The 22926-nt window shown below is 70.3% G+C and carries 21 protein-coding genes and 2 pseudogenes; 11 read left to right on the top strand and 12 right to left on the bottom strand.

Going from position 1 to position 22926, the window contains the following annotated elements; genetic code table 11:
- Positions 1-20: 20 nt before the first annotated feature.
- The 3 genes and pseudogenes from LX16_RS03160 to ctaJ all read right to left on the bottom strand — a co-directional run.
- Positions 21-1061, bottom strand: a pseudogene (locus LX16_RS03160) (PhoH family protein); the annotation flags it as partial.
- A 105-nt stretch (positions 1062-1166) separates the two neighbouring features.
- Complete coding sequence (locus tag LX16_RS03155; protein WP_147132805.1) at positions 1167-1586, bottom strand: DUF5130 family protein; 420 nt, start codon at positions 1584-1586, stop codon at positions 1167-1169.
- The gene (gene ctaJ, locus LX16_RS03150; protein WP_147132802.1) at positions 1573-1863 is read right to left on the bottom strand and encodes an aa3-type cytochrome oxidase subunit CtaJ; all 291 of its coding nucleotides are present in this window, start codon (positions 1861-1863) and stop codon (positions 1573-1575) included. Before ctaJ ends, LX16_RS03155 begins: the two co-directional genes overlap by 14 nt.
- 301 nt (positions 1864-2164) lie before the next feature.
- Here ctaJ and kynU point away from each other — a divergent pair, with 301 nt between their 5' ends.
- The gene (gene kynU, locus LX16_RS03145) at positions 2165-3430 is read left to right on the top strand and encodes a kynureninase (RefSeq protein WP_147132799.1); all 1266 of its coding nucleotides are present in this window, start codon (positions 2165-2167) and stop codon (positions 3428-3430) included.
- 62 nt (positions 3431-3492) lie between these two features.
- Here the strand turns inward: kynU and LX16_RS28085 are convergent.
- Positions 3493-4050: pseudogene (locus LX16_RS28085) on the bottom strand (alpha/beta fold hydrolase); the annotation flags it as partial.
- Between the two features lie 195 nt (positions 4051-4245).
- Between LX16_RS28085 and LX16_RS03135 the strand changes: the two are divergent.
- From LX16_RS03135 to LX16_RS03110, 6 genes are all read left to right on the top strand, one after another.
- A complete protein-coding gene (locus tag LX16_RS03135) occupies positions 4246-5511 on the top strand; it encodes an NAD(P)/FAD-dependent oxidoreductase (protein ID WP_147132796.1) in 1266 nt (421 codons plus the stop codon).
- Positions 5505-6239 carry a DUF1365 domain-containing protein gene (locus LX16_RS03130; RefSeq protein WP_147132793.1) on the top strand — a complete coding sequence of 245 codons (735 nt, stop codon included), beginning with the start codon at positions 5505-5507 and terminating at the stop codon, positions 6237-6239. Before LX16_RS03135 ends, LX16_RS03130 begins: the two co-directional genes overlap by 7 nt.
- The gene (locus LX16_RS03125; RefSeq protein ID WP_147132790.1) at positions 6236-7480 is read left to right on the top strand and encodes an SAM-dependent methyltransferase; all 1245 of its coding nucleotides are present in this window, start codon (positions 6236-6238) and stop codon (positions 7478-7480) included. The genes LX16_RS03130 and LX16_RS03125 overlap by 4 nt, the downstream gene beginning before the upstream one ends.
- On the top strand, positions 7474-8754 hold the full coding sequence (locus tag LX16_RS03120) for a class I SAM-dependent methyltransferase (RefSeq protein WP_147136941.1): 1281 nt from the start codon (positions 7474-7476) through the stop codon (positions 8752-8754). Before LX16_RS03125 ends, LX16_RS03120 begins: the two co-directional genes overlap by 7 nt.
- A complete protein-coding gene (locus LX16_RS03115; RefSeq protein ID WP_211354258.1) occupies positions 8751-9554 on the top strand; it encodes a DUF1295 domain-containing protein in 804 nt (267 codons plus the stop codon). Before LX16_RS03120 ends, LX16_RS03115 begins: the two co-directional genes overlap by 4 nt.
- Positions 9555-9747: 193 nt before the next feature.
- A complete protein-coding gene (locus LX16_RS03110; RefSeq protein WP_211354257.1) occupies positions 9748-10542 on the top strand; it encodes a hypothetical protein in 795 nt (264 codons plus the stop codon).
- Positions 10543-10616: 74 nt separating this feature from the next.
- Here LX16_RS03110 and LX16_RS03105 read toward each other — a convergent pair whose 3' ends face one another.
- From LX16_RS03105 to LX16_RS03085, 5 genes are all read right to left on the bottom strand, one after another.
- Positions 10617-11264 carry a fasciclin domain-containing protein gene (locus LX16_RS03105; protein ID WP_147132787.1) on the bottom strand — a complete coding sequence of 216 codons (648 nt, stop codon included), beginning with the start codon at positions 11262-11264 and terminating at the stop codon, positions 10617-10619.
- A gap of 54 nt (positions 11265-11318) precedes the next feature.
- Complete coding sequence (locus LX16_RS03100) at positions 11319-12833, bottom strand: molybdopterin-dependent oxidoreductase (RefSeq protein ID WP_211354256.1); 1515 nt, start codon at positions 12831-12833, stop codon at positions 11319-11321.
- Positions 12834-12966: 133 nt separating this feature from the next.
- A complete protein-coding gene (locus tag LX16_RS03095) occupies positions 12967-13725 on the bottom strand; it encodes an anti-sigma factor (protein ID WP_147136932.1) in 759 nt (252 codons plus the stop codon).
- The gene (gene sigK, locus LX16_RS03090) at positions 13722-14285 is read right to left on the bottom strand and encodes an ECF RNA polymerase sigma factor SigK (protein WP_244615658.1); all 564 of its coding nucleotides are present in this window, start codon (positions 14283-14285) and stop codon (positions 13722-13724) included. The genes LX16_RS03095 and sigK overlap by 4 nt, the downstream gene beginning before the upstream one ends.
- 167 nt (positions 14286-14452) lie before the next feature.
- Positions 14453-14983, bottom strand: coding sequence for an HNH endonuclease (locus tag LX16_RS03085; RefSeq protein WP_147132781.1), 531 nt, complete (start codon positions 14981-14983; stop codon positions 14453-14455).
- Between the two features lie 153 nt (positions 14984-15136).
- On the opposite strand from LX16_RS03085, the gene LX16_RS03080 reads away from it, so the two are divergent.
- From LX16_RS03080 to LX16_RS03065, 4 genes are all read left to right on the top strand, one after another.
- On the top strand, positions 15137-16141 hold the full coding sequence (locus tag LX16_RS03080) for a mechanosensitive ion channel family protein (RefSeq protein WP_244615657.1): 1005 nt from the start codon (positions 15137-15139) through the stop codon (positions 16139-16141).
- Between the two features lie 160 nt (positions 16142-16301).
- Entirely contained in the window at positions 16302-17627 is a 1326-nt protein-coding gene (locus LX16_RS03075; protein WP_147132778.1) for an MFS transporter, read from the top strand.
- A 61-nt stretch (positions 17628-17688) separates the two neighbouring features.
- Positions 17689-18147 (top strand): globin, encoded by a 459-nt coding sequence (locus LX16_RS03070; RefSeq protein WP_147132776.1) that lies wholly within the window; start codon positions 17689-17691, stop codon positions 18145-18147.
- A 337-nt stretch (positions 18148-18484) separates the two neighbouring features.
- On the top strand, positions 18485-19954 hold the full coding sequence (locus tag LX16_RS03065) for a M1 family metallopeptidase (protein ID WP_147132773.1): 1470 nt from the start codon (positions 18485-18487) through the stop codon (positions 19952-19954).
- 156 nt (positions 19955-20110) lie between these two features.
- On the opposite strand, the gene LX16_RS03060 is transcribed toward LX16_RS03065, so the two are convergent.
- The 3 genes from LX16_RS03060 to LX16_RS03050 all read right to left on the bottom strand — a co-directional run bounded on the left by LX16_RS03060 (position 20111) and on the right by LX16_RS03050 (position 22818).
- Positions 20111-20776 (bottom strand): type III secretion system chaperone family protein, encoded by a 666-nt coding sequence (locus LX16_RS03060; protein WP_147132769.1) that lies wholly within the window; start codon positions 20774-20776, stop codon positions 20111-20113.
- Positions 20777-21055: 279 nt separating this feature from the next.
- Positions 21056-21661 carry a response regulator transcription factor gene (locus tag LX16_RS03055; protein WP_211354255.1) on the bottom strand — a complete coding sequence of 202 codons (606 nt, stop codon included), beginning with the start codon at positions 21659-21661 and terminating at the stop codon, positions 21056-21058.
- Positions 21662-21690: 29 nt separating this feature from the next.
- Positions 21691-22818 carry a sensor histidine kinase gene (locus LX16_RS03050; protein ID WP_211354254.1) on the bottom strand — a complete coding sequence of 376 codons (1128 nt, stop codon included), beginning with the start codon at positions 22816-22818 and terminating at the stop codon, positions 21691-21693.
- Positions 22819-22926: the final 108 nt, after the last annotated feature.

Here is a 22926-nt window from a genome sequence, read left to right as displayed (position 1 = left end):
TCGAATACCCCTCGTAAGCGTCGCCGAGACGGTTTCCGGCCACCCCGGTCCCCGTCGCCCTGTTCACCGCGTTGTCCGGCGTCCCACTTGGCGTAGGCGTCGACGATGTCGGCCACCAGCTGGTGCCGCACGACGTCGCCGCTGCCGAGCTGGGCGAAGTGCAGGTCGTCGACGCCCTCCAGGATCTGCCGGACGATGCGCAGGCCACTGGTCGCGCCGCCGGGCAGGTCGACCTGTGTGACGTCACCGGTGACGACGACCTTCGACCCGAAGCCGAGCCGGGTCAGGAACATCTTCATCTGCTCGGCGGTGGTGTTCTGGGCCTCGTCGAGGATGATGAACGCGTCGTTCAGCGTCCGGCCGCGCATATAGGCCAATGGAGCTACTTCGATGGTTCCCGACTCGATGAGGCGGGGGATCGAGTCCGGGTCGATCATGTCGTGCAACGCGTCGTACAGCGGTCGCAGATAGGGGTCGATCTTCTCGAACAGGGTCCCCGGAAGGTAACCGAGCCGCTCACCGGCCTCCACGGCCGGACGGGTCAGGATGATCCGGTTGATCTGCTTCGCCTGAAGCGCCTGGACCGCCTTGGCCATGGCCAGGTACGTCTTACCGGTACCGGCGGGGCCGATACCGAAGACGATCGTGTGGTTGTCGATCGCGTCGACGTAACGCTTCTGGCCGATGGTCTTGGGCCGGATACCGCGGCCACGACGGGAGACGATGTTCTGGGTGAGCATGTCCGAGGCGCTGGTCTCGTCGCCGGAGGCGAGGATCCCCGCGGTACGCCGGACGGTGTCCACACTGATCTCCTCACCCCGGTTGATGAGCGCGATCAGCTCGTAGAACAACCGCTCACCCTCGGCGATGTCCTTGGGGGCACCGGTGAGGGTGATCGTGTCGCCCCGCACGTGCACGTCGGCGCGGACGCTGCGTTCGATGAACCGCAGGTTCTCGTCGGCCGAGCCGAGCAGGCTGACCATCGTCCGCGGATCGCCGACTGTGATCTTGGCTTGTGGCCGGGCGGACCCGGCGGAAGACGATGCGTCAGACATAGGCATGGCCCGAAGGCCGTTCGCCACCCGCTCTCACCATTCCGTGCCGCGACCGGTGCCACGGCGTGTGCGGCAATGTTATAGCCATCCGGCCCACATCGGTAAGCAGGTTTAGGACGACGCCTGGTCGGCGAGCATGCGGAGTCCGTCGACGATGCCACGGGTGAGGTCGCCCCCACCGAACGCCGCCGTCATCGACAGCGCCGCCAGGGCCGCGTTGCGGTCGGGGATACGCTTGGCGACGTTCTCGCCGGTCACGATCTCCAACTTGCGCTGCTCGGGCGACACCGCGATCAGGACGCTGTCGGCGGGAACCGGCAACCGGTCGTGCAGGCCCCGGGCCGCACCGGCGGTGGGTTCGTGCAGCGGGCCGACGTAGACGCTGAATGTCAGGCCGGTGCGGCGGTCGGCGGCGGTCAGCGCCTCGTCGATGCGCAGGAGCTGACGTACGTTGAACGGTCCGTCGAGGACGTCCCCCTCGACGGCCTCGGGGACACCCGCGGGCTTGACCGCGACCTCACCAGTTGCCACTTGCGCCTCCCTTTACTCCGGCGCGCGGTGCGGACGCCGAGCTCTCCAGTGCCTTGGGACCTTCACCGGCCTCGGAGGCCGCGACGTACTCGGCGGCACCCGCGATGGACACGTCGCCGGGGCGGGCCAGGAACCACACCGGGGCGAACTCGTAGTCGCGGCCGGGGCGGTACCGCTTGTTGCGGCCTCCACTGGTGCCGTACACCAGTCCGGTAATCACGGCGATAACCGCGAGGGGTGCGCCGACGAATATCAGCAGCGTTTCCAGAACCGTCATGTCCGCCTTCATCGGTCGATTGGGTTCGTCACCGGCGGCGGCGGGCCGGCCCGGCGTCGTCGCCGATGAGCCGCCTGGCGTCGCCGTCGCGGACCGAGGAGCCCGGTCCGGCCGTGCCGTCGCAGACATGCAGGCTACCGAACCGCCTCGGCCGCCACGGCGGGATGCCGCGCGCCTGTTAACGGGGTTACGTTATCCGAGGCCGCGTCCCGGGGCGCCGACAGGTCGGCGTCACCCTCGGGCGGGTCGCGTGGACGGGACGCGGGCCACCGGCGAGTCCCGGGGCGGGCATCATGGGGTCATGTTCGACGACATCCACGCCGAGGCGGACCCGACCGTGTGGGACGCGGCCGATCCGCTCGCCGGCTTCCGCGCCCGGTTCAGCCTCGACAACGCGGGCGTGATCTACCTGGACGGGAACTCGCTGGGCAGACCGCCCCGGTCGGTGCAGGCGGCGATGCGCGACATCATCGACGGCCAGTGGCCGCACTCGCTCATCAAGGGCTGGGACCACTGGATCGACCTGCCCGCACGTGCCGGTGACCGGCTCGCCGGGGCGGCCCTGGGCGCCCGGCCGGGCGAGGTGCTGGTGTCGGACTCCACGAGCGTCAACCTCTACAAACTGGCGGCGGCGGCGCTGGCGGCGGCCCCGCCCGGCCGCCGGGTCATCGTCACCGACGACGACAACTTCCCCACCGACCGGTACGTGCTCCAGGGGGTGGCCGAGCAGTACGGCGGCGAACTGCGGACGGTGGAGACCGACATCGACACGGGCGTGGACCCGCAGGCGGTGGCCGAAGCGGTGGGAGGTGACACCGCGCTGGTGAGCCTGTCGCATGTGGCCTACCGGTCGGGTGCGCTCGCGGACATGACGGAGATCACCGACGTGGCCCACGACGCCGGGGCGCTGGTGCTGTGGGACCTGTGCCATTCGGTCGGGTCGGTGGACGTGGCGCTGCGGGACTGCGACGTGGACCTGGCGGTGGGCTGCACCTACAAACACGTCAACGCGGGACCGGGCGCCCCGGCGTTCCTGTACGTCCGCGAGGACCTGCACGACAGGCTGCGGCAACCGATCTGGGGCTGGTTCTCGCAGGCCGACCAGTTCGACATGGACGCCGGGTACCGGCCCCAGACGGGCGTGGGCCGGTTCGCGGTGGGAACACCCGGAGTCGTCGGAGTGGCGGGGGTACTGGCGGCGACCGAACTCATCGCGGAGGCCGGGATGCCGGCGATCCGGGAGAAGTCGATGCGACTCGGGGAGTACGCCGCGCGCCTGGTGGCGGCCCGGCTGACACCGCTGGGGTTCACGCTGGCCTCCCCCGCCGACCCGCTCCGCCGTGGTGGGCACCTGACGGTGCGGCATCCGCAGGCGTGGCAGATCAGCCAGGCGATGCGGGAGGCGGGTGTGATCCCCGACTACCGCACCCCGGAGCGGATCCGGCTGGGATTCGCACCGCTGTACAACGGATACACCGAGGTGCGGGACGCGATCGACCGCATGGCCGAGATCGTCTCGACGGAGGCGCATGTGGCATACCCGGCGGACCCGGGCCGGGTGACCTGACGGCGCAATGGGGCCGGAGGTTCGGCTCGGGGAGCCGGCCTGCGTAACCCCGTGATCGCCCGTTCCGTCTCGACGAAGTCGGCCACCAACCGGTGCCAGACGCCGGGGCGGCGGAGCATGGCGTGTCCGTCACCGGTGACGGACATGTACCGGATGTCGACGCCTCGCGCGGCGGCGCGGCGGGCGTAAAGGCGGGAACCGCGGGGGTCGGTCATCCGGTCACGGTCACCGTGCGCGACGAGTACCCGTCGGCCGCGCAAGCCAGCCACCGGTTCACCGTCGGGAAGCCATGGCGCCAAGGCGCAGACGGCCGTCACCTGCGGCATACCGGCGGCGCGGAGTGCCGCACGGGCGCCCATGGAGTGTCCGATCAGCACGACCGGCGCACCGGGATGGCGGCGGGCGGACTCCCGGACCGCCCAGTGGGCGTCACCGACCGCCGGCAGCGCGGGTGGATTCCAGCCCCGGTAGCGGTACCGGAGCCGCCACAGGGCGACGTCACCGGCGGTGACGAGCCGCCCGAGTGCGCCGCCGAGCCAACGGACGCGCAGATAGGTCAGCCGCCACCGGGCGGCGGTGGCGTGGCTCCGCGGGGTGCCACCGTGCAAAAGGATCGCCACCAGTGCCGGTGGCGCGTCGGTCGGTGGTGACGGCACCACCTCGATGCGGGGTGCGAAGGTCTCGGCGACGGGTCGGGCCACGTCCGTGATTCGTTCTGGCGGTGGCCGCGGATTGGTCGTACGCCTCTCCAATCCCACTCGGGCACGACTCCGAATACCGGTAGCACACACCGGCCGGTAGGAGGTTCATCTCGCATGGGTGGTCATGGACGCGCGATCGCGGTCGTCGGTGCGGGCGTGTCGGGGCTGACGGCCGCGTATCTGTTGCGACGGTCGGCCGAGGTCACGGTCTTCGAGGCCTCCGACCGCTGCGGTGGTCACGCCCACACCCACGACGTCGCCGACGCCACCGGGGCACTGGCGGTCGACAGCGGGTTCCTGGTCCACAACCGGCGGAACTACCCGCTGCTGTGCCGGTTGTTCGATGAACTCGGCGTCGCCACCCAGCCGACCGAGATGAGCATGTCGGTGCGGTGCGACGGTTGCGGGCTGGAGTACTGCGGTGCCCGGGGGCCACGTGGCCTGTTCGCCTCTCCGAGGAATCTGACGTCCCGGCGGTTCCTGTCGATGCTGTGGCAGGTGCCGCGGTTTCACCGGTCGGCGCGGCGGTCGCTGGCGCGAGGCGACGGTGATGAGGAGCGCAGTGTCGGGGAGTTCCTGCGGGACGGGGGATTCGACGAGTACTTCGTACGGCATTTCGCGGTGCCGCTGGTGTCGGCGGTGTGGTCGTGCGGGCCGGGCGAGGCATTGGGCTATCCGGCGACGTACCTGTTCCGGTTCCTCTCGAACCACGGCATGCTGTCCGTCGGCGGTTCGCCGCGCTGGCGCACGGTGACGGGCGGGTCTCGCACCTATGTGGACGCGATCGTCAAGGCGTTGCCCGACGTGCGGACCCTGACGCCGGTGCGGGCGGTGCGCCGGGTCGGGGACGGGGCGGTGATCACCGACGGGGACGGTGGCGAGTCCCGCTTCGACGCCGTGGTGTTGGCCTGCCATGCAGACCAGGCCCTGGCGATGCTGGCCGACCCCACCGCCGACGAGCGGGACGTGTTGTCCCGGTTCCGGTATTCACACAATCCGACGGTGCTGCACACCGACGCGAGCCGGTTGCCCAGGTTCACCGGGGCGCGCGGTTCCTGGAACTACCACCAGGTGTCGTGCGACCCGGGTGGTTCCGCGGTCCGGGTCTCGTACCACCTCAACCGGTTGCACCGGCTTCGCGCCGCCTCCGATTTCGTGGTGACCCTGGGACCGGAGACGGTGCCCGGTTCGCACGTGCTCGCCAGGATGGACTACCGGCACCCGATCTACACGGCCGAGGCGGTACGGGCGCAGCGCCGGCTGCCCGGCCTGAACACCGCGGTGACGACGTTCGCGGGGGCGTACCACGGCTGGGGATTCCACGAGGACGGCTGCCGGTCCGGTGTGGCGGCGGCGGAACGCCTGGGGGCCACATGGTGACCACGGCGGGCCTGTACCGCACCGAGGTGCGGCACACCAGGTTCGGCCCGGTGCCGTACCGGCTGCGGCATCGCGGCTACCTGTGGTTGATAGACACCGCGGCGCCACCACGGTTGCCGTGGCCGTTGCGTCGGCTGGCGCGTTTCCCCTCCTCCGACCACGTGGGCGACCCCGGTGCGTCGCTGCGCGACAACGCGGTCGCCCGGTGCGCAGCGGCCGGAATCGACATCGGCGACGGCCGGGTGTGGATGCTGGCGAACGCCCGCGCCTGGGGGCACGTCTTCAACCCGCTGACCGTTTACTGGTGCCACGACGAGTCTGATCGGCTGCGTTGTGTGATCGCCGAGGTCCACAACACCTACGGCGATCGGCACGTCTACCTGTTGCGACCCGACGCGCGTGGCCACGCGACCACCGACAAGCGGTTCCACGTGTCGCCGTTCTTCACGGTGTCGGGCCGGTACCGCTTGCTGCTGCCGGAGCCGGGTGAACGGCTCGGCCTGGCGGTGACACTGCTACGGGACGGCGCGCCCGCGTTGACGGCGACGGTCACCGGCCGCCGGTTCGCGGTGACACCCCGGCGACTGTTCACGATGGCCGTCCGGTTCCCGTTGGAGACGTGGCGGGTCTCGGCTGCGATCCGGTTCCACGGCGTCCGGCTCTACCTGCGCGGCCTTCCCGTGACACCACGTCCGTCTCCCCCGTCTCCTCAGGAGGGTTCACAGTGACCTCAGTCGACGACCGCCTCGCCGGGCCGACCCGGTGGCCGGACCTGCACCGGGTGCCGCCGTCACGGTGGCGTGCGAAGGTCGCGGCGGCGCTGCTGCGCCGCGTCGCCGCGCGGCACCGGTTGGACGTGGTGTGTCCCGGTGCCCCACCGGGCGCCGACGACCGGCCGCGATTGATCCTGCACCGGCCGGAGCCGTTCCTACGCAGGCTGGGTGTCGGCGGCCTCATCGGTTTCGGCGAGTCCTATCAGGCGGGTGAGTGGGACAGCCCTGACCTGGTGGCGTTGCTGACCAGGTTGGCCGCGAACGCCGAGACCCTGGTGCCGCGCCCGTTCCATTCGTTGCGCCGGTTCCACGCCGCCGCGTCGCCGGCCGCCGAACGCAACACCCCGGACGGGTCACTGCGGAACGTGTCCCACCACTACGACCTGTCGAACGAACTGTTCGCGCAGTTCCTGGACGACACGATGACGTACTCCTCGGCGTGGTTCGACGGTGAGCCGCCGTCGTGGGACGGGCTCGCGGCGGCACAGCACCGCAAGATCGACCGGTTGTTGGACGCACTGCACGTGGCCTCAGGCAGCCGGGTGTTGGAGATCGGCACCGGCTGGGGCGAACTGGCGATCCGGGCGGCGGCGCGCGGCGCCGTCGTCGACAGCATCACCCTGTCCCGGCGACAACTCGGACTGGCGCGCGAGCGGATCGCCGCCGCCGGCCTGTCCGACCGGGTGACGGTACGGTTGCGCGACTACCGGGAACTGCCGGACGCACGGCGGTACGACGCCGTGGCGAGCGTCGAGATGATCGAGGCGGTGGGTCACGACTACTGGCCGGAGTACTTCGGCGTCCTGGACCGGGTGCTCGCCGAGGGAGGCCGGGTCGGCCTGCAGGCGATCACGATGCCGCACCAGCGGATGCGGGCCACCCGCCGCACGCACACCTGGATCCAGAAGTACATCTTCCCGGGCGGGTTGATCCCGTCCGAGGAGGCGGTGCGGCGGGTCGCCGCCGGGCACACCGGGCTGCGGGTCACCGACACGTTCCGCTTCGGACCGGACTACGCCGAGACGTTGCGGCTGTGGCGGGAACGCTTCGACGACCGGGCCGCACAAGTGGATCGGCTCGGTTTCGACGAGACCTTCCGGCGGACCTGGCGGCTGTACCTCGCGTACTCCGAGGCCGGTTTCCGCAGCGGCTACCTGAACGTCTGCCAGTTCGTCATGGAGAGGACGGGATCGTGAACCTCGCCGAACGGTTGCGCACACTGGTCACCCGCGTGGTGGGCACCGAACTGCCGGTCGCGTTCGAGGCGTGGGACGGCAGCCGGGCCGGCGACTCCGGTCTGCCGACACTGCGGATCACCACACCGACGGCGCTGCGGCGCCTACTGTGGCGGCCCGGCGAGTTGGGCGCCGCACAGGCGTACATCCTGGGTGAGATCGACGTGGTCGGCGACCTGGCGGAGGTGTTCCCGGCGGTGTGGCGGGCGGTCCGGTACTCCGGCGGTCGTCCCCGGGTCCGGCCACGGCACGTCGCGGCGGCACTGCGACTGGCCCTGCGGTACGGGGTGCTCGGTGCGCCGCCGCCCGCACCGGACCCGCAGGCGGTGATGACCGGGCGTCTGCACAGCCGGGACCGCGACCGGGCCGCCGTCGGGTTCCACTACGACCTGTCCAACGACTTCTACCGACTGATCCTGGATCCGCGCATGGTGTACTCCTGCGGTTACTGGACCGGCGGCGGAGGCGGGTACGGCCTGGCGGAGGCGCAGTACGACAAGCTGGAGTTGGTGTGCCGCAAGCTCGGGCTGCGCCGGGGCACCCGGATGCTCGACGTCGGGTGCGGCTGGGGCGCGCTGGCGATGCACGCCGCCGAGCATCACGGCGCGGAGGTGACGGCCGTGACGCTGTCGCTGCAGCAGTACGAGTTCGCGGTGGCCCGCGCGGAGGAACTGGGACTGTCCGATCGGATCGACTTCCGGTTGTCGGACTACCGCGACCTGGCGGGAGCCCGATACGAGGCGATCTCGACCATCGAGATGGGCGAGCACGTCGGCGGGAACGGTTATCCGGCGTTCGCGGCGCGTCTGTGGTCTCTTCTGGAACCGGGCGGCAGGTTGCTGGTGCAGCAGATGTCACGCGGGGCCGACGCGCCCGGCGGCGGCGCGTTCATCGAGTCCTACATCGCCCCCGACATGCACATGCGACCGGTCGGGCAGACGGTGGACCTGCTGGAGCGGCCCGGTCTGGAGGTCCGAGAGGTGCAGTCGTTGCGGGAGCACTACGTCACGACGGTCCGCTGCTGGCTGGAGACGCTGGAGGAGCGCTGGCGAGAGGCGGTGTCGCTGGTGGGCGAACCGACGGCCCGGGTGTGGCGGCTGTACCTGATCGGGGGCGCGTTGGCGTTCGAGGAGGGCAGGATGGGCGTGGACCAGATTCTGGCGGTCCGTCCCGACACGGACGGCCGGAGTGGGATGCCGTCGACTCCGGAGTGGACGGCGGTGGGCGCGCGGTGAACCATACCGTGTGGCAGGCGTTGGCGGTCAACGCCGCGGTGTGCCTGGCGGTGGCGTTGACGGTCGGCGTGATCGCGTTCGCGGTGGGCACCGCCCGGCAGCGGCATCGGGTGGTGGACGTGGCCTGGGGCCTGGGCTTCGCCGCGATCGCGGTGACCGGGCTGTACCTGTCGGAGGGTCATGGGGATCCGGTGCGGCGTTGGGTGGTCACCGCGGCGACGGTGGTGTGGGGCATCAGGTTGGCGGTCCACATCGGGTGGCGCAGTCGCGGCCACGGCGAGGATCCCAGGTACGAGCGGCTGCTCGCCAAGGCACCCGGTGATCGGACCTGGTATGCGCTGCGGATGGTCTACCTGCTGCAAGCCGGGCTGATCTGGTTCATCTCGCTGCCGGTGCAGGTCGCCCAGTACGACGCCTCGGACGTCGACGGATGGCTGTACGCCGGGGCGGCGGTGTGGCTGGTCGGGTTCGGTTTCGAGGCGGTGTCGGACCACCAGCTCGCCCGGTTCCGCTCCGATCCGGCGAACCGTGGCCGGGTCCTCGACTCGGGCCTGTGGCGGTACAGCCGGCACCCGAACTACTTCGGTGACGCCTGCGTGTGGTGGGGGCTGTTCCTGATCGCCGCCGGAGGTCTCCCGGGTGCGGCCACCGTGCTGTCGCCGCTGGTGATGACCTACTTCCTGGCGGCCAAGACGGGTAGACCGTTGATGGACGCCCACATGTCACGGACCAGGCCGGGTTACGCCGACTACATCCGGCGGACCAGCGGGTTCATACCGCTACCTCCTAGACGGTCCTGACCCCGACGTCTTCAGCTCGGGTGGTCATAGGACGGCCGGAACGGTCGGGCAAGCACTTGTTTTCCAACGTGCGCCCCGTCACGCGCACGTTCCGGCCGACCAAGCCGCTCATTGAGGTCATACCGGGGTCTGACGCCGAAGTGACGACCTCGCTCCGACGCGGCCGCCGGACATCCTGGGCAGACTCGGCGTGATGATCGAATCGACACGTCACTCCACACCGACCGATCCCGAGCCGCTCTCACGATTCGGCGCCCGCCTCCGGCGCGTCCTACCGGTGGACGGTCTCCCGGAGTTCCCGGGGCGCCGGGTCGCCGGGGTGTGCCTGATCGCCGGACCCCTGCTGATGGCTGCGGGCGCGTTGCTGCGAGTGGACCACTACTTCTTCTTCCCGGCGCAGCTCGCCGCGTTCGCGGAACAGCCCGTGCGGATGACCGTCGCCTACACCCTGTTCGCGATGGGGAACCTGCTGCTGTTCCCGGCGGTGACGTTGCTGGCGGTCCGGATCGCCGCGCGCAGTCCCGGTTGGGCGCTGTGGGGATGGCTGCTGACGTCGGCGGGCCTGTTCGCCCGCGCCTACCACACCGGCATGGACGACATGGCCTTCCGGATGGTCGACGCGGTGGGCGCCGAGACGGCGACCCGCCTGATGGAACAGACCTACACCGACTTCCAGATGTACTCGACGTTCAACGTGGCCTGCATGGCCGGTTGGCTCGTGCTCGCGCTGGGCGCCTGGCGCACCCGGGTGTTCGGCCCGGTCCCGGCCGTCGCCATGGCGCTCATGGTGGGGATGCCGATCGGGGTGTTGAAGGGCACGACCCCCTGGTCGCTCGTGTACCTGGCCGGATTGACGGTGGCACTGCTACCGCTGGGGGTCCGGGTACTTCGGGAGGGCCCGCGCCCGCGCGCGGCGGTCGTGTCCCGTTGGGTGGGGGTGGCCGTGGCGACCCTCGCGTTGATGACCGTGATCGGACAGCTCGGCTGACTCCGCGCACGGCAGCGGGCCCCCGCCGCGTGTCGGCGGCGGGGGCCCGGAATCCATCTCGTGGAGCGGTGGGCCTACTCGGCCGGCGGCATCAGCACGGTGTCGACGATGTACACGGTCGCGTTGGCGGTCGGCACGTTGCCGCACACCACCTTGGACTCACCGTTGACGGTGAAGTCCTCACCGGAGCCGGAGACCTCGACCTGCTCACCCTGCAACGTGGTGAACGGCCCTTCGGTGCCCAGCGCCTCGGGAGTCAGGCTCTGGCCCACCACGTGGTACGTCAACACCTGGGTGAGCATGTCCTTGTCCTCCAACAGCGCGTTGAGGTCCTCCTCCGGGATCTTGTCGAACGCGTCGTCGGTCGGCGCGAACACCGTGATGTTCTCCGCCGAGTTGAGCGTGTCACCGAGTTCCGCGGCGGTCACCGCCGCGACCAGCGTCGACAGCGCCGGGTTGTTGCTCGCGGCGGTCGCGACCGGGTCGTCGGCCATGCCGTCGAAGCTGCCCTCACCGTCCTTCGGGATCGATTCACACGCCGGGCCGAACGGGGCCGCGGCGTCCATGCCGTCGTCCTCGGCGGCGGTGGTCTCCTCCACACCGGTGTCGGTCGAGTCCTCGGCGGTGGCGTCGTCCTCGCCACCGCTACAGGCGGTCAGGACCAGGGCGAGGCCGATGGTTCCCGCCGCGGCGGCGAATCGGGTCCTGCGGTTGCTGAACATGATGTGTTTCCTCTCTGAACCTTCGTTACATCGGTCACCGCCAGTGGCGGTGGTCTATGACGCGGTGATCACCACCGAGTGCCGGCCGGTGGCGCCGTCGGGGAACGGCGGCACGCGCTCCTCGGGTTGGGTCTGCCCGGTGTTGTCGGTGGCGCGCACCTGCAGGGTGTGGCGGCCGGGGGTGATGCCGGTCCACCGCCAGCGCCACTGCCGCCAGGTGTCGGCCGAGACCACGGGTGCGAGTTCGGCGGTCTGCCAGGCGCCCTCGTCGACGCGGACCTCCACCTCGGCGATTCCCCTGTGCTGCGCCCAGGCGACTCCCGCCACGGTCGCCTCGCCGCCGCCGACGGTCGACAGGGGTTTCGGCGTGTCGATACGCGAGAACGTCTTGACGGGGGCCTCGGCCGCCCAGTCCCGCCTGACCCAGTACGGGTCGAAGTCGTCGAACGAGGACAGTTCCAACCTCACCAGCCATTTGGTGGCCGACACGTAGCCGTACAGGCCGGGCACGATCATGCGGACCGGGAAGCCGCGTTCCAGTGGCAGCGGTTCACCGTTCATGCCGACCGCGAGCATCGCGTCACGCCCGTCGCGGCAGACCGCCGTGGGGGTGCCGCAGGTCCAACCGTCGGCGGAGTGACCCACTACCTGGTCGGCGCCGGACTCGGGGCGCGCCTCATCGAGCAGGTCGGCCAGCGGAACGCCGAGCCAGGCGGCGTTGCCCGCCAGGTCCCCGCCGACCTGGTTGGACACACAGGAGAGCGTGATCTCACGTTCGATCAGGGGCCGGTCGAGCAGGTCCGCGTAGGACAGCCGCAACGGCCGCGCCACCCGTCCGCCGATCTCCAGTACGTAGTCCTCGGGATGCAGTCGCGGAATCACGAGTGCGGTGTCGACGCGGTAGAAGTCGGCCTTCGGCGTGATGTACGGAGTCAGGCCCGGAATGTCGAGACCGGTGCCGGCCGGTCCGGGTGACGCGGGTGCCGGAAGCCGGATCGCCGCACGGGCCTCGGAGACGCCGTCGCGCCCGCTCAGACCGACACCGGCCACCCCCGCTGCGCCGGCGGCGGCGAACGCGAACAACACACCGCGCCGGTCCACCCGCCGCCCCGGCGGCAGCCGGACGGAATCCTCCGGGTCGGCGTCGAGGGGACGCCGGAGCAGAAACCACAACGCGCCGGCCGCGGCCAGGGCACCGACGAGCGAGGGCAGTGCCCACCACCACTGCGCTCCCGGCCTGCCCCAGGCCGCCACCGCGCCCAACAGCCCGAACGACGCCAGCCCGATGTACCCCGGCCACGGACGACGCTGTGCGAGGAGACCGATGCCCGCCGCGATCAACACCAGCAGGACACCGATACCGATGAGCAGGGCCGCCTTGTCGGCCTCCCCGAACATCCGGATCGCGAAGTCCTTCACCGGTTCGGGTGTCACGTCGACGACCGCGGCGCCCACCGCCACGACCGGCGACGTGGCGCGGCCGGTGGCCAGTGCCACCAGGCTCCCGGTGGCGACGGCGACGGCCGCGCAACCGATACCGGCCGCCGCGGCGATCCATCGTTCCCTCACACCCGGTATTCGGGGCGGGCCGCCGGGCGGATGGGTCGGATCACGGATCTTTCGGGATGTTCTCCACGAATCGACCGAGAGCCGGGCCGCGACCGCACACGTGTGCGGTCGCGGCCCGGCGGCGCGGAGCCCGTCAGTCGGTGGGCATCGCCAGGTCGGCGACCATCGGAAGGGTGGGTGTCTCGGACCCGCCGGCCGGTTCGGCCGTGACCCCCAGGACGTCGGCGCCGGAGATACCGGTGACCAACCGCATGGCGGTGTTGTGCCCGGCGGGGACCACACCCGCCGAGACCTGGCGGTCGCCGTGGACCAACCACAGTTGGTACGACTGCTCGTCGGATATCGGGGCCAGGTCGGTCAGGATCACGACCGCCTGGTCCAGTGATTCGGAGGACACCATGGACACGGTGCCGCCGCCCTCGGCGGTGCGGCGGGTGAAGTCGGCGTCGGAGGCGGTCAACACCGCCTCCATCTGCTCCTGCCGGGCCTGTTCCGCCCGCTGTTGGTCCACGCGGCCCTGCATCACCGCGAAGGTGACCAGGCTACTGACCAGGGCCATCACCACGATGGCGGCGGCGGTGACGAAGACGCGCCGCCGGCCGGCGAACCGGCGGACGGACGCGCCGTCCCGGGTCCGCCCCGCCGGCGGCCGGGCGGGGCCGGGGGCGAGTTGCCGAGTGCGGCGGACCGCCCCGAGCACCTGCGTGCGCAGTCGTTGGGGCGGGTCGACGATCGTGAAGTCGGCCAGTCGGGCGGCGGTCGCGCGCAGCTCCCGCAGTTCGAGGGCGCAGGACTCGCACTCCGCGATGTGCCGCTCGACCAGGTCGCGCTCCTCCTCGTCGAGCGCGTGCAGCGCGTAGGGCCCGATCAGTGTGTGCACCTCGGTGGTCACCGGGCCACCTCCAAGCAGTCTCGCAGCCTGATCAGGCCGTCCCGGATCCTGGTCTTGACGGTCGGCAGTGCCGCACCGAGCAGGTCACCGACCTGACGGTAGGTGTGTCCACCGTAGAAGGCGAGTGTTATCGCCTGACGCTGTATCTCGGTGAGCCGGTCCAGGCACCGCCGCACCTGGCGGTACTCCAGCCGGTCGGTGACGGTCTCGGCCACCTCGTCGTACTCCACCTCGCCGGTGGCGGCGGCCGAGCGGCGCTCCCGGTCGACCGCCGACTGTGCCGACCGGACCCGATCGACCGCCCGCCGGTGGGTCAGGGTGAGGATCCAGGTCGTCGCCGATCCCCTGGCGGGGTCGAACCGGGCGGCCTTGCGCCAGACCTCCAGGAACACCTCCTGGCAAACCTCCTCGGCCTGCGCCGGGTCACGCAGCACCCGCAGCGACAGGCCGTAGACCCTCGGCGCGACGAGGTCGTACAACCGCGCGAACGCGGCCTCGTCGCCCAGCGCCGCCTCCTTGAGATGGTCGTCCACGTCCGCGCGGACGGAGTCCGTCACCACACGCGGTCTCCGGCGTGGTGAGGACCCTGCGGCATCCCGAATCATTCCAACCCCAAACGACGACGACACTCATCCGGTATTCGTCGCGGGCCGGGCGGCGGATGGGTCGGTGTAGGGGTGAATCGGTCCGTCGCGGTGTGCCCGTGACGGACCGTCCCGACGACCTGTCAGGCGGCAGTTAACCAGACCGCCCACCGGGGGTCGGGGGTGCGGTGACCCAGCACGCACCACAGTGGGTTCTTCGGTGCCGCCGGCGGCACCTTGAGACGCCAGCCCAGCTCGGTGAGTGTGCGGTCGTTCTTCTTGTGATTGCACCGGGCGCAGGAGGCGACCACGTTCTCCCAGATGTGCGCGCCGCCGCGGCTACGCGGCATCACGTGGTCGATGGTCTCCGCGGGGCCTTCGCAGTACACGCACCGCCAGCCGTCGCGGGCGAACACCGCCCGACGGGTCAGGCTCACGTTGCGGCGCCGCGCGACCTTGACGTACCGGTTCAGCCGGACGACGGAGGGGACCGGTATGGTGTGCCGGGCACTGCGCAGGAAGCCGTCCCCGATCGTGACGGTCTCCGCCTTGTCCGACAGCAGCAGCACGGCGGCTCGCCGCACCGGAACCACACACAGCGGTTCGTAGGTCGCATTGAGCACCAGCGCGCTGTGGGAAACGCCGGTGACGGGCTGTGACAGTGTCGCGGTCATCGCGCCTCCTCGTCGTCGAACCTCCTCAAGTCTCCCCTATCACAGGCCGGATCGCACGTACGTTTAACGACCGGAATCCCGGCGGCGGTGTCGAGGGTCCCGCCGACGCGGTCCGGGTGTGGCGTCCGGCGGGGATGGGGTAGGAAAGGCGGCGTGCTGGAAGCTCTGACATCTTCACCACCGGCGTGCGCCACGGACGCGGGCACCGCCTGCCAACTGCTGTGGGACATGACGGGCCAGGCGTGGCTGGCCGAGAGCAGCGACTGGCTGCTCGTCAAGCCGATGCGCATCCTGATCATCGTCGCGGTGTGCCTGCTGGTGAGGGGGCTCGTCAACCGGGCGATCAAGCGGTTGACCCGGCCCCGCGAGCCCGGGAAGGTCCCCGCGATCCTGAAGCCGTTCCGGGAGCGGATCCCCAACCTGATGGCCGACACCGACGCCCTGGCGTTGATGGGCGACCGGCGCCGGGCACGCGCGAGCACGATCGGGTCGGTGTTGCGGAGCCTGGTGACGTGGCTGGTCTACGCGATCATGTTCATGCTCATCCTGGCGGAGTTCAACGTGAACCTGGGGCCGCTGCTGGCCAGTGCGGGTGTGGTCGGTCTCGCGATCGGCTTCGGGGCTCAGGCGCTCGTCAAGGACGTCATCTCCGGCGTCTTCATGATCATGGAGGACCAGTACGGCGTCGGCGACCTGGTGGACCTGGGCGAGGCGAGCGGCACCGTCGAGGTCGTGGGCCTGCGGGTCACGACGATCCGCGACATGCACGGCACACTGTGGTACGTCCGCAACGGCGAGATCATCCGGGTCGGGAACCGGAGCCAGAGCTGGGCGAACGTCATCCTCGACATCCCGTTGGCGTCCAACGTCGACATCGACGCCGCCGGGCGGGTCATCTCGGAGGCGGTCGAGGGCCTCGACGACGACCCCGCTTTCGGAGAGGCGGTGCTGGAGGCACCCGACGTGCAGGGCGTCGTCGACATCAACGTGGAGGCGACCGTGTTCCGGGTCGTCGTGAAGGCCGACTCCGGAAGCCAATGGGCGCTCGGCCGGGAGCTGCGGCGACGCATCAGCCACCACCTGCGGGAGGCGGGGATCGCCGACGCGATCGCCGACAGCCGGGTCTACGTCCGCAAGACGACCCAGCCGCCGCCCTGAATCGCCACACCAGGCTCGGACGGACACGGTGGGTTATCGATCAGGTCACGCGATACCAACGATTTAGCCATCCGGTCTAGCCTCGACCTCATACGATCGGGCACACTATGGGGACGCACGGACGACCTGTGCGGTATTCCACGGGAAGGACGCCCCCGCGGTGACCGAGAAACCGCAGCCCCCGCGGCCGCAGGAGGAACGCCCGGCGACGTACCGGGAAGTGCTGGCCGGCCGAGAGACCAGGGCACTCTTCGGGTCGTACGCGTTGTCCAAGGCCAGCAGCATGCTGGCGCGCGTCGCGGTGGCGTCGTTGGTGTGGAACACCAGCCAGTCGCCACTGCTGGCGATGGCGGCCTTCGCCATCAGTTACGCGCCGTATCTGGGGCCGGCCCAACTGCTCGCGGCACTGGCCGACCGGCTGCCGTATCGCTCGGTCATGGTGACCGCGGACTTCATCCGCATGGTCCTCATCGGGATCATGGCCATACCCGGTATGCCGTTGCCGTTGATGTTGGTCCTCATGTTCACCTCCGCGATGGTGGAGCCGGCGTACCAGGCGTCACGGTCGGCACTGTTGCCCAAGCTCGTCAGCGGTGAAGCCCTCACCCTGGCGTTGTCCATATATCTCACCTTGAACCAGACCGCGCAGTTGACCGGCTACTTCGTCGGCGGAATCCTCGCGGCCGTGAATCCCCGGATCGCCCTGTCCATCAACGCGGTGGTGTTCGCGGTGTCGGGGCTGCTGTTGTTGGCCTTCGTCCGCCACCGCGCGGCCGAGGGCGACGCCACCCAACGGAAGGGCCTGCTCCGCGAGACCGGCGAGGGGTTCGCCCTGGTGTTCGGCAACCGAGTGCTGCGGACCATCGCGCTCGTCGTGTTCACCACCCTCGGGTTCACCATCGTTCCGGAGGGCTCCGCGGTCCCGTGGGCGGACGAACTGGGCGGCGGACCGATCGTCCTGGCGTTGCTCATGACCGCCGCCCCCGCCGCCGCGATGGTGTCGTCGATCGTGTTCACGCGGTTCGTGCGGCCGTCGGTGCGGCAACGCCTCATCCGGCCGCTGGTGTTGCTCGCGCCACTGAGTCTCGTTCCCGCCCTGCTGGAACCGGCGTGGCCGTGGGCCGTCCTCATGGCGATGGTGTGCAATCTCACTGCGGCGTCACTCGCGCCGTTGAACGCGATATTCGTACGTACCGTCCCCGACGGATACCGTGCCCGCGCCTTCAGCGTCATGCAGACCGGAATGTCGTTGGTGCAGGGTATCGGCATCATCGGGGCGGGCGCGCTGGCGCAGTCCTCGCTCGGGGTCTCCCAGAGCGTGGGCGTATGGGGGCTGGCCGGTACCGCGGTGGTGATACTACTGTTGTGGCGCTGGCCTTCGAGCCGGGAATTCGACGACGCGGTGGCGCAGGGCGAGAAGACGGAGCCGGCCACCACGCCCGATCGCCCGACCGTGGCGTCCGGAGACGCCGGTCCGGCGACATAGTCGTTGTGACTCCAGACGCGTTGTGTACCGATCCGCCGGGGGAGCTTGGCACCATATGAATATGTCCGCAGAAGGCACCGGGAACACCACGACCGCCGGCCCACCGCCGGCGGGGATCCCGTTGCGCACCACCGCCCCGCCGCCCGACAACTTCTACGAGGCCGTCGGCGGCTCCGAGACCTTCCGGAAACTGGTCGACGTGTTCTACGAGGGCGTCGCGCAGGATCCGCTGCTGCGGCCGATGTACCCGGAGGAGGATCTGGGACCGGCCGCCGAACGGCTGCGGATGTTCCTCGAACAGTATTGGGGCGGCCCTCACACGTACTCCGAGCAGCGCGGGCACCCCCGGCTTCGGATGCGTCACGCCGGTTTCCGCATCGGCCCCGCCGCCCGTGACGCCTGGCTCACCCACATGCGCACCGCCGTGGACTCCCTGAACCTGTCGCCGGAGCTGGACGCCATCCTGTGGGAGTACCTGGCCCGCGCGGCGCAGTTCCTGGTCAATAGTCCGGAGGACTGACCGGGAACCGGAGGCACCGCCTGGTCAATAGTCCGGAGGACTGACCGGGAACCGGAGGCACCGCCTGGTCAACAGTCCGGAGGACTGACCGGGAACCGGCAGCACCGCCTGGTCAACAGTCCGCAAGACCGACCAGGAACCGGCAGCACCGCCTGGTCAACAGTCCGCAAGACCGACCAGGAACCGGCAGCACCGCCTGGTCAACAGTCCGCAACCGACCCGGTCGGTGAGCGGTTCCGCCGGCGTCGAGGGCGTTCACCGACGGGGGCCGCCGGCCACTTCTCGCCGGCTTGCGTGTGAGAGGCCGGAAGGCGACGGGTGACTACAATCAGCGCCCATGACTCCTCGTTTGCGCGGCGGTCTCGCCGGTGCGTTGACCGTCGGGCTGCTGGCTTCCGGTTGCGGCGTGACCTCCGCCCCACTCGTGGAGGGCGAGTCCCCCGAGGCGGAGCAGGAGGTTCCAGCGGACCTGGACCTGGGCCGCAGCGAGCCCGTCACCGACCCGTTCTATCCGGAGTTCGGCAACGCGTCGATCGACGTGCTCCACTACGGCCTCGACCTGGGGTACGAACCCGAGACGCTCACGCTGACGGGTGAGGCGACGTTGACCGTGCGCCCGGTGGCCGACGGGGACGAACTCGCCGTGGACCTGGCCGCCGGAATGAGGGTGTCGCAGGTGACCGTCGACGGTGAGCCCGCCGATTTCACCCAGGAGCAGTACGACCTGACGATCGCCGCGCCCGTGGTGGCCGACCGGCGGGTGACCGTGGTGGTCGAGTACGCGGGTTCTCCCGAGACGGTTCCGGCGCCCGCCGAACGTGGGGACATGTCGATGGGGATCGGCGCCTCCACCGACCCTGCGACCGGCGCCCTGTGGTCGTTCCAGGAGCCTTTCGGGGCGTTGACCTGGTATCCCGTGAACGATCACCCCTCGGACGAGGCGCTGTACGACATCCGGCTCACCGTTCCCGAGGGGTTCGCCGGTGTGGCCAGCGGGAGTTTCGCGGGCAGGGAGGGGAACACCTTCCATTGGACGTCCGACGAGCCGGTCGCCAGCTATCTCACCACCATCGCCGTGGACCGGTACGAGATGACGGAGATGACCGGTCCGGACGGGCTGCCCATCACGGTCTGGATCCCGCCGCAGTACGCCGGTTTCGCACCGATCCTCGACGCCATGCCCGAGATGATCGAGTGGCTGACGGAACGGTACGGACCGTATCCGTTCGACTCGGCGGGGGTCGTCCTGGTGGGTGGCGAGTCCGCGATGGAGACACAGGAGATGATCACCTTCTCCGGTGACATGGTCAACTGGCCCGGAGTCGACGACGGTTACATCGCCGGTGTCGTGGTGCACGAGCTCGCGCACCAGTGGTTCGGCAACGCGGTGACTCCGCAGGACTGGTCCCACCTGTGGTTGAACGAGGGGGCGGCGACCTACGTCGAGCAGATGTGGAACGTCGACCAGGGCCACACGACCGAGGCCGAGGTGATCGAGGGGTGGATCGAGGACGACGAGTACCTGCGCATGGCGTACGGCCCCCCGGGGGAGCCCGACCCGCAGGCGTTCGCCTCGTCCAACTCGTACGTCTGCCCGGCGCTGATGCTGTACGCACTCCGCGCCGAGATCGGCGGTGCGGACGCCGTGGACGCGCTACTGCGCGCCTGGGTCGAGGAGTTCGACAACCGGTCCGCGACCCGGGACGACTTCGTGTCGTTCGTCGACTCGCACACCGGCGAGGACCTGACCGACTTCCTCGACGAGTGGCTGGACTCCGAACGGACCCCACCCGTGGAGGCACCCTGACGGTCACCGTGCGGTGAGACCGCCACCGGATCCGGGACCCCGGCGGTCCCGTCGTGATCCGGGTCCGCGGTTCCCGGGCATGGAACCGCCCCGGCAGCAAGGGGCGCGGCCGGGGCGGTTCCGACGGGGGGGATCACATGTGGTCGTCGTGGCGGGTCACAGGACTCCGCCTTCGTCGTGCAGCCAGTCGACGTACGCTCCGGAGACGGCGGCGGCGCAGTCGATGAACTCGTCCAACAGGGCGTCGGTGAGACCGGGGCGGAGCGGGATCTGCGTCTCGCCGTACAGCGGCAGCCCACCGGACTCGGTGGCCTCGCCGATGTACCCCTTCAGGAAGCGGCGGGTGCGGTTCCATTCGTTGACGGCCGAGAGGCCGCGCGGCTCGAACTCCACCGGCAGGGTCGCGTACGCGCGGGCGCGCAGTACCAGGATCTCGCCCTGCGGCCCCTCCCGGCGGATCTGCATGACGTGGCGTTCCCACATCGCCAGCAGTGCGCCGCTCTCGTCCACGAGGTACCGGATCGACAACCTGCGAAGCGACTCGGTGAGGCGTTCGTCGGTCAGGTCGCGGGATTCACCGCTGAGCCGGTCCTCCTCGGCGAGCTGGTCGAGGTCGCCGAAGAAGTCGGGGTCCAGTTCGATGAGGTCCTGTTTGATGATGTCCCAGCGATCGGCGGGGTCGGCCGGATCCTGGGCGTCCGCGGCGGGGCGGGGTGCCGGTATCGGCGGCGCCTGAGCCGGACGGGGTGCGTCCAGCTCCGACGGCTGTTCTGTCCCACCAGTCGCCGTCGTGCGCGTGTTCCGTTTCCACCACCAAGCCATGTGATGCTGCCCTCCCGTTGTCGGCTGCGTCCGCGGCATCGATTCGGGCCGTGCCGCGGGTCGCGCCGGATGGTCACGTGACGTGAAAACTACTCCGAGGTAGCGGTCGGACACCAGGTCCCGGAAGGGATATCGCCCCGGTCGGTCCATCGAATTCGTTCGAACGGCGGAGGGGTGGAACTGAACGGTCGATGCGTGCCGGAAGGCGATCCGTTAGCGGTCCGGCGGTGGGGGTGACGGACGTCGCGCCGGCGCCCTCCGATGGGGTGCGGCGTCGTGTCACAGCCAACCGCGGTCCCTGGCCACCCGCGCAGCGGCCGACCGGTTGCGGGTCGCGGTCTTGCCGATTGCGGCCGACAGGTAGTTGCGCACGGTGTTCTGCGCCAGGTGGAGACGGTCCGCGATCTCGGCGACGGTGGCGCCGTCCTCGGCCGCCACCAGGACGTCGCGTTCCCGGTCGGTGAGGGGGCTGCCCCCGGCGCGCAACGCCGCCGACGCCAGGTCGGGGTCGACGACCGTCTCACCGGCCACGACGGCCCGGATCGCGCGTGCCAGTCCGTCCACCGGCCGGTCCTTGACGAGGAAGCCCCGGGCTCCGGCCTCCATCGCCCGCCGTAGGTATCCCGGCCGCCCGAAGGTGGTGACGATCACGCGACGACAGTCGGGATGCTCCAGTCCGATCCGACGGCACGCCTCCAGTCCGCTCATGCCCGGCAGTTCGATGTCGAGGAGCGCCACGTCGGGTGTGGTGCGGGCGACGGCGTCGAGGATGCCGTCGCCGTCGGACACCTCGGCCACCACCTCCATGTCGGGTTCCAGGTTGAGCAGCACCGTCAACGCTCCACGCATCATCGCCTGGTCCTCGGCGATCAGGATCCGGATCACGGGTGCGCCTCCTGCGGTGGTGTCGTGGCTCAGGTGGGCAGTGGTACCTCGACGGACAGGTGGAACCCCCGGCGGGAACGGCCGACGTGCAGTCTCCCACCGGTCTCGGCGGTGCGTTCGGTCAGGCCGCGAAGGCCGGCGCCCCTACCCGGCGCGCCGCCGTGCCCGTCGTCGTCGACGGTGACGCGGGCACCGTCGCGGACGGTGTGGAAGCCGATGTCGCAGTGCCGGGCTCCGGAGTGGCGGATCACGTTCGTGACGCCCTCCCGCACCACCCACCCGAACAGGGCGTCCACGGCGGGCGGCAGTGCCTGCGGGCGGGAGTGCACGCGAAGCGTTATCCCGGCGGCGTCCAACGCGATGCGGGCACGGTCGAGTTCCCGGCCGGTGTCGGCCTCGCGGTATCCCGAGACGGCCTCCCGCACCTCTTCCAGGGCATGTCGTCCGATGTCCTCGATGTCGGTGGCGTGGTCGGCGGCGGCGCCGGGCCTCTCCGGCAGCAGTCGCCTCGTCACCTGGGCCTTGACCACGATGACGGACAGGGTGTGGCCGAGCAGGTCGTGCAGGTCCCGCGCGAAGCGCAGCCGTTCCTCGTCCACCGCCGTGCGGGCGAGCTCGTCCCGGGTCGCGTCGAGCTCCGCGATGACGGTGAGCAGCCGGTGGAAGGTGAAGGTGCCGAACCCGGTGAGGAAGGTGACCAGGGCCGTCGTCCACGACCGGGCGGCGTCGCCCGCCACGAACAGCACGAGCGCGGCGGCGCACACGACGAGCACCGCCAGCGCCCGGGGTGCGAGCCGCGGCGGGACGACGGCCCCGTACGCCAGGGCGAGCAGGGTGAACAGCGCGTACCAGTGGTCGCCGTACAGCCCCGCCGCGAGGAACGTCACCACCGTCTGGACGGTCAGGGCGGCGACGACCGTCCCGCTGCGGGAGGTGCGGTACGCGGCGGCGACGGCCGTCGTGAAGGCGGCGAGCACGGTCAGGCAGGCGAGTGCGGCGGGCCAGGCGGGCACGTGGGCGGGAACGTCCAGAATCGGGTCGAGTGACACCAACGGCGCCCAGATCACGGTCGCCCAGAAGCCGGGTCCGTATCCGCCCCACGCCGGCATGCGGCGGGTGAACACGCCTCGGCGCGGGTCGGCGCACGGGTCGGACATCGACATTTCCTCACCTCGGTGTTGCGCGTGTCCCGCGATGAACGGTATCGCGACACCGAACGGTCGGCGGCGGTGGAGACGGGACACGTCGGTGTAGGCGAGCCCCGG

This window comes from Stackebrandtia albiflava, from assembly GCF_007994225.1.
GTDB classification, from domain to species: domain Bacteria; phylum Actinomycetota; class Actinomycetes; order Mycobacteriales; family Micromonosporaceae; genus Stackebrandtia; species Stackebrandtia albiflava.
This window is presented reverse-complemented; position numbering and strand designations above follow the sequence as displayed.

Excerpts from the sequence above, each read along its gene's own strand:
- LX16_RS03060 (WP_147132769.1), bottom strand. The coding sequence starts at position 20,776 with ATGGCTTGGTGGTGGAAACGGAACACGCGCACGACGGCGACTGGTGGG.
- kynU (WP_147132799.1), top strand. The coding sequence starts at position 2,165 with ATGTTCGACGACATCCACGCCGAGGCGGACCCGACCGTGTGGGACGCG.
- LX16_RS03050 (WP_211354254.1), bottom strand. The coding sequence starts at position 22,818 with ATGTCCGACCCGTGCGCCGACCCGCGCCGAGGCGTGTTCACCCGCCGC.
- LX16_RS03105 (WP_147132787.1), bottom strand. The coding sequence starts at position 11,264 with ATGTTCAGCAACCGCAGGACCCGATTCGCCGCCGCGGCGGGAACCATC.
- LX16_RS03065 (WP_147132773.1), top strand. The coding sequence starts at position 18,485 with ATGACTCCTCGTTTGCGCGGCGGTCTCGCCGGTGCGTTGACCGTCGGG.
- LX16_RS03070 (WP_147132776.1), top strand. The coding sequence starts at position 17,689 with ATGTCCGCAGAAGGCACCGGGAACACCACGACCGCCGGCCCACCGCCG.
- LX16_RS03110 (WP_211354257.1), top strand. The coding sequence starts at position 9,748 with ATGATCGAATCGACACGTCACTCCACACCGACCGATCCCGAGCCGCTC.
- LX16_RS03085 (WP_147132781.1), bottom strand. The coding sequence starts at position 14,983 with ATGACCGCGACACTGTCACAGCCCGTCACCGGCGTTTCCCACAGCGCG.
- LX16_RS03130 (WP_147132793.1), top strand. The coding sequence starts at position 5,505 with ATGGTGACCACGGCGGGCCTGTACCGCACCGAGGTGCGGCACACCAGG.
- ctaJ (WP_147132802.1), bottom strand. The coding sequence starts at position 1,863 with ATGACGGTTCTGGAAACGCTGCTGATATTCGTCGGCGCACCCCTCGCG.
- LX16_RS03135 (WP_147132796.1), top strand. The coding sequence starts at position 4,246 with ATGGGTGGTCATGGACGCGCGATCGCGGTCGTCGGTGCGGGCGTGTCG.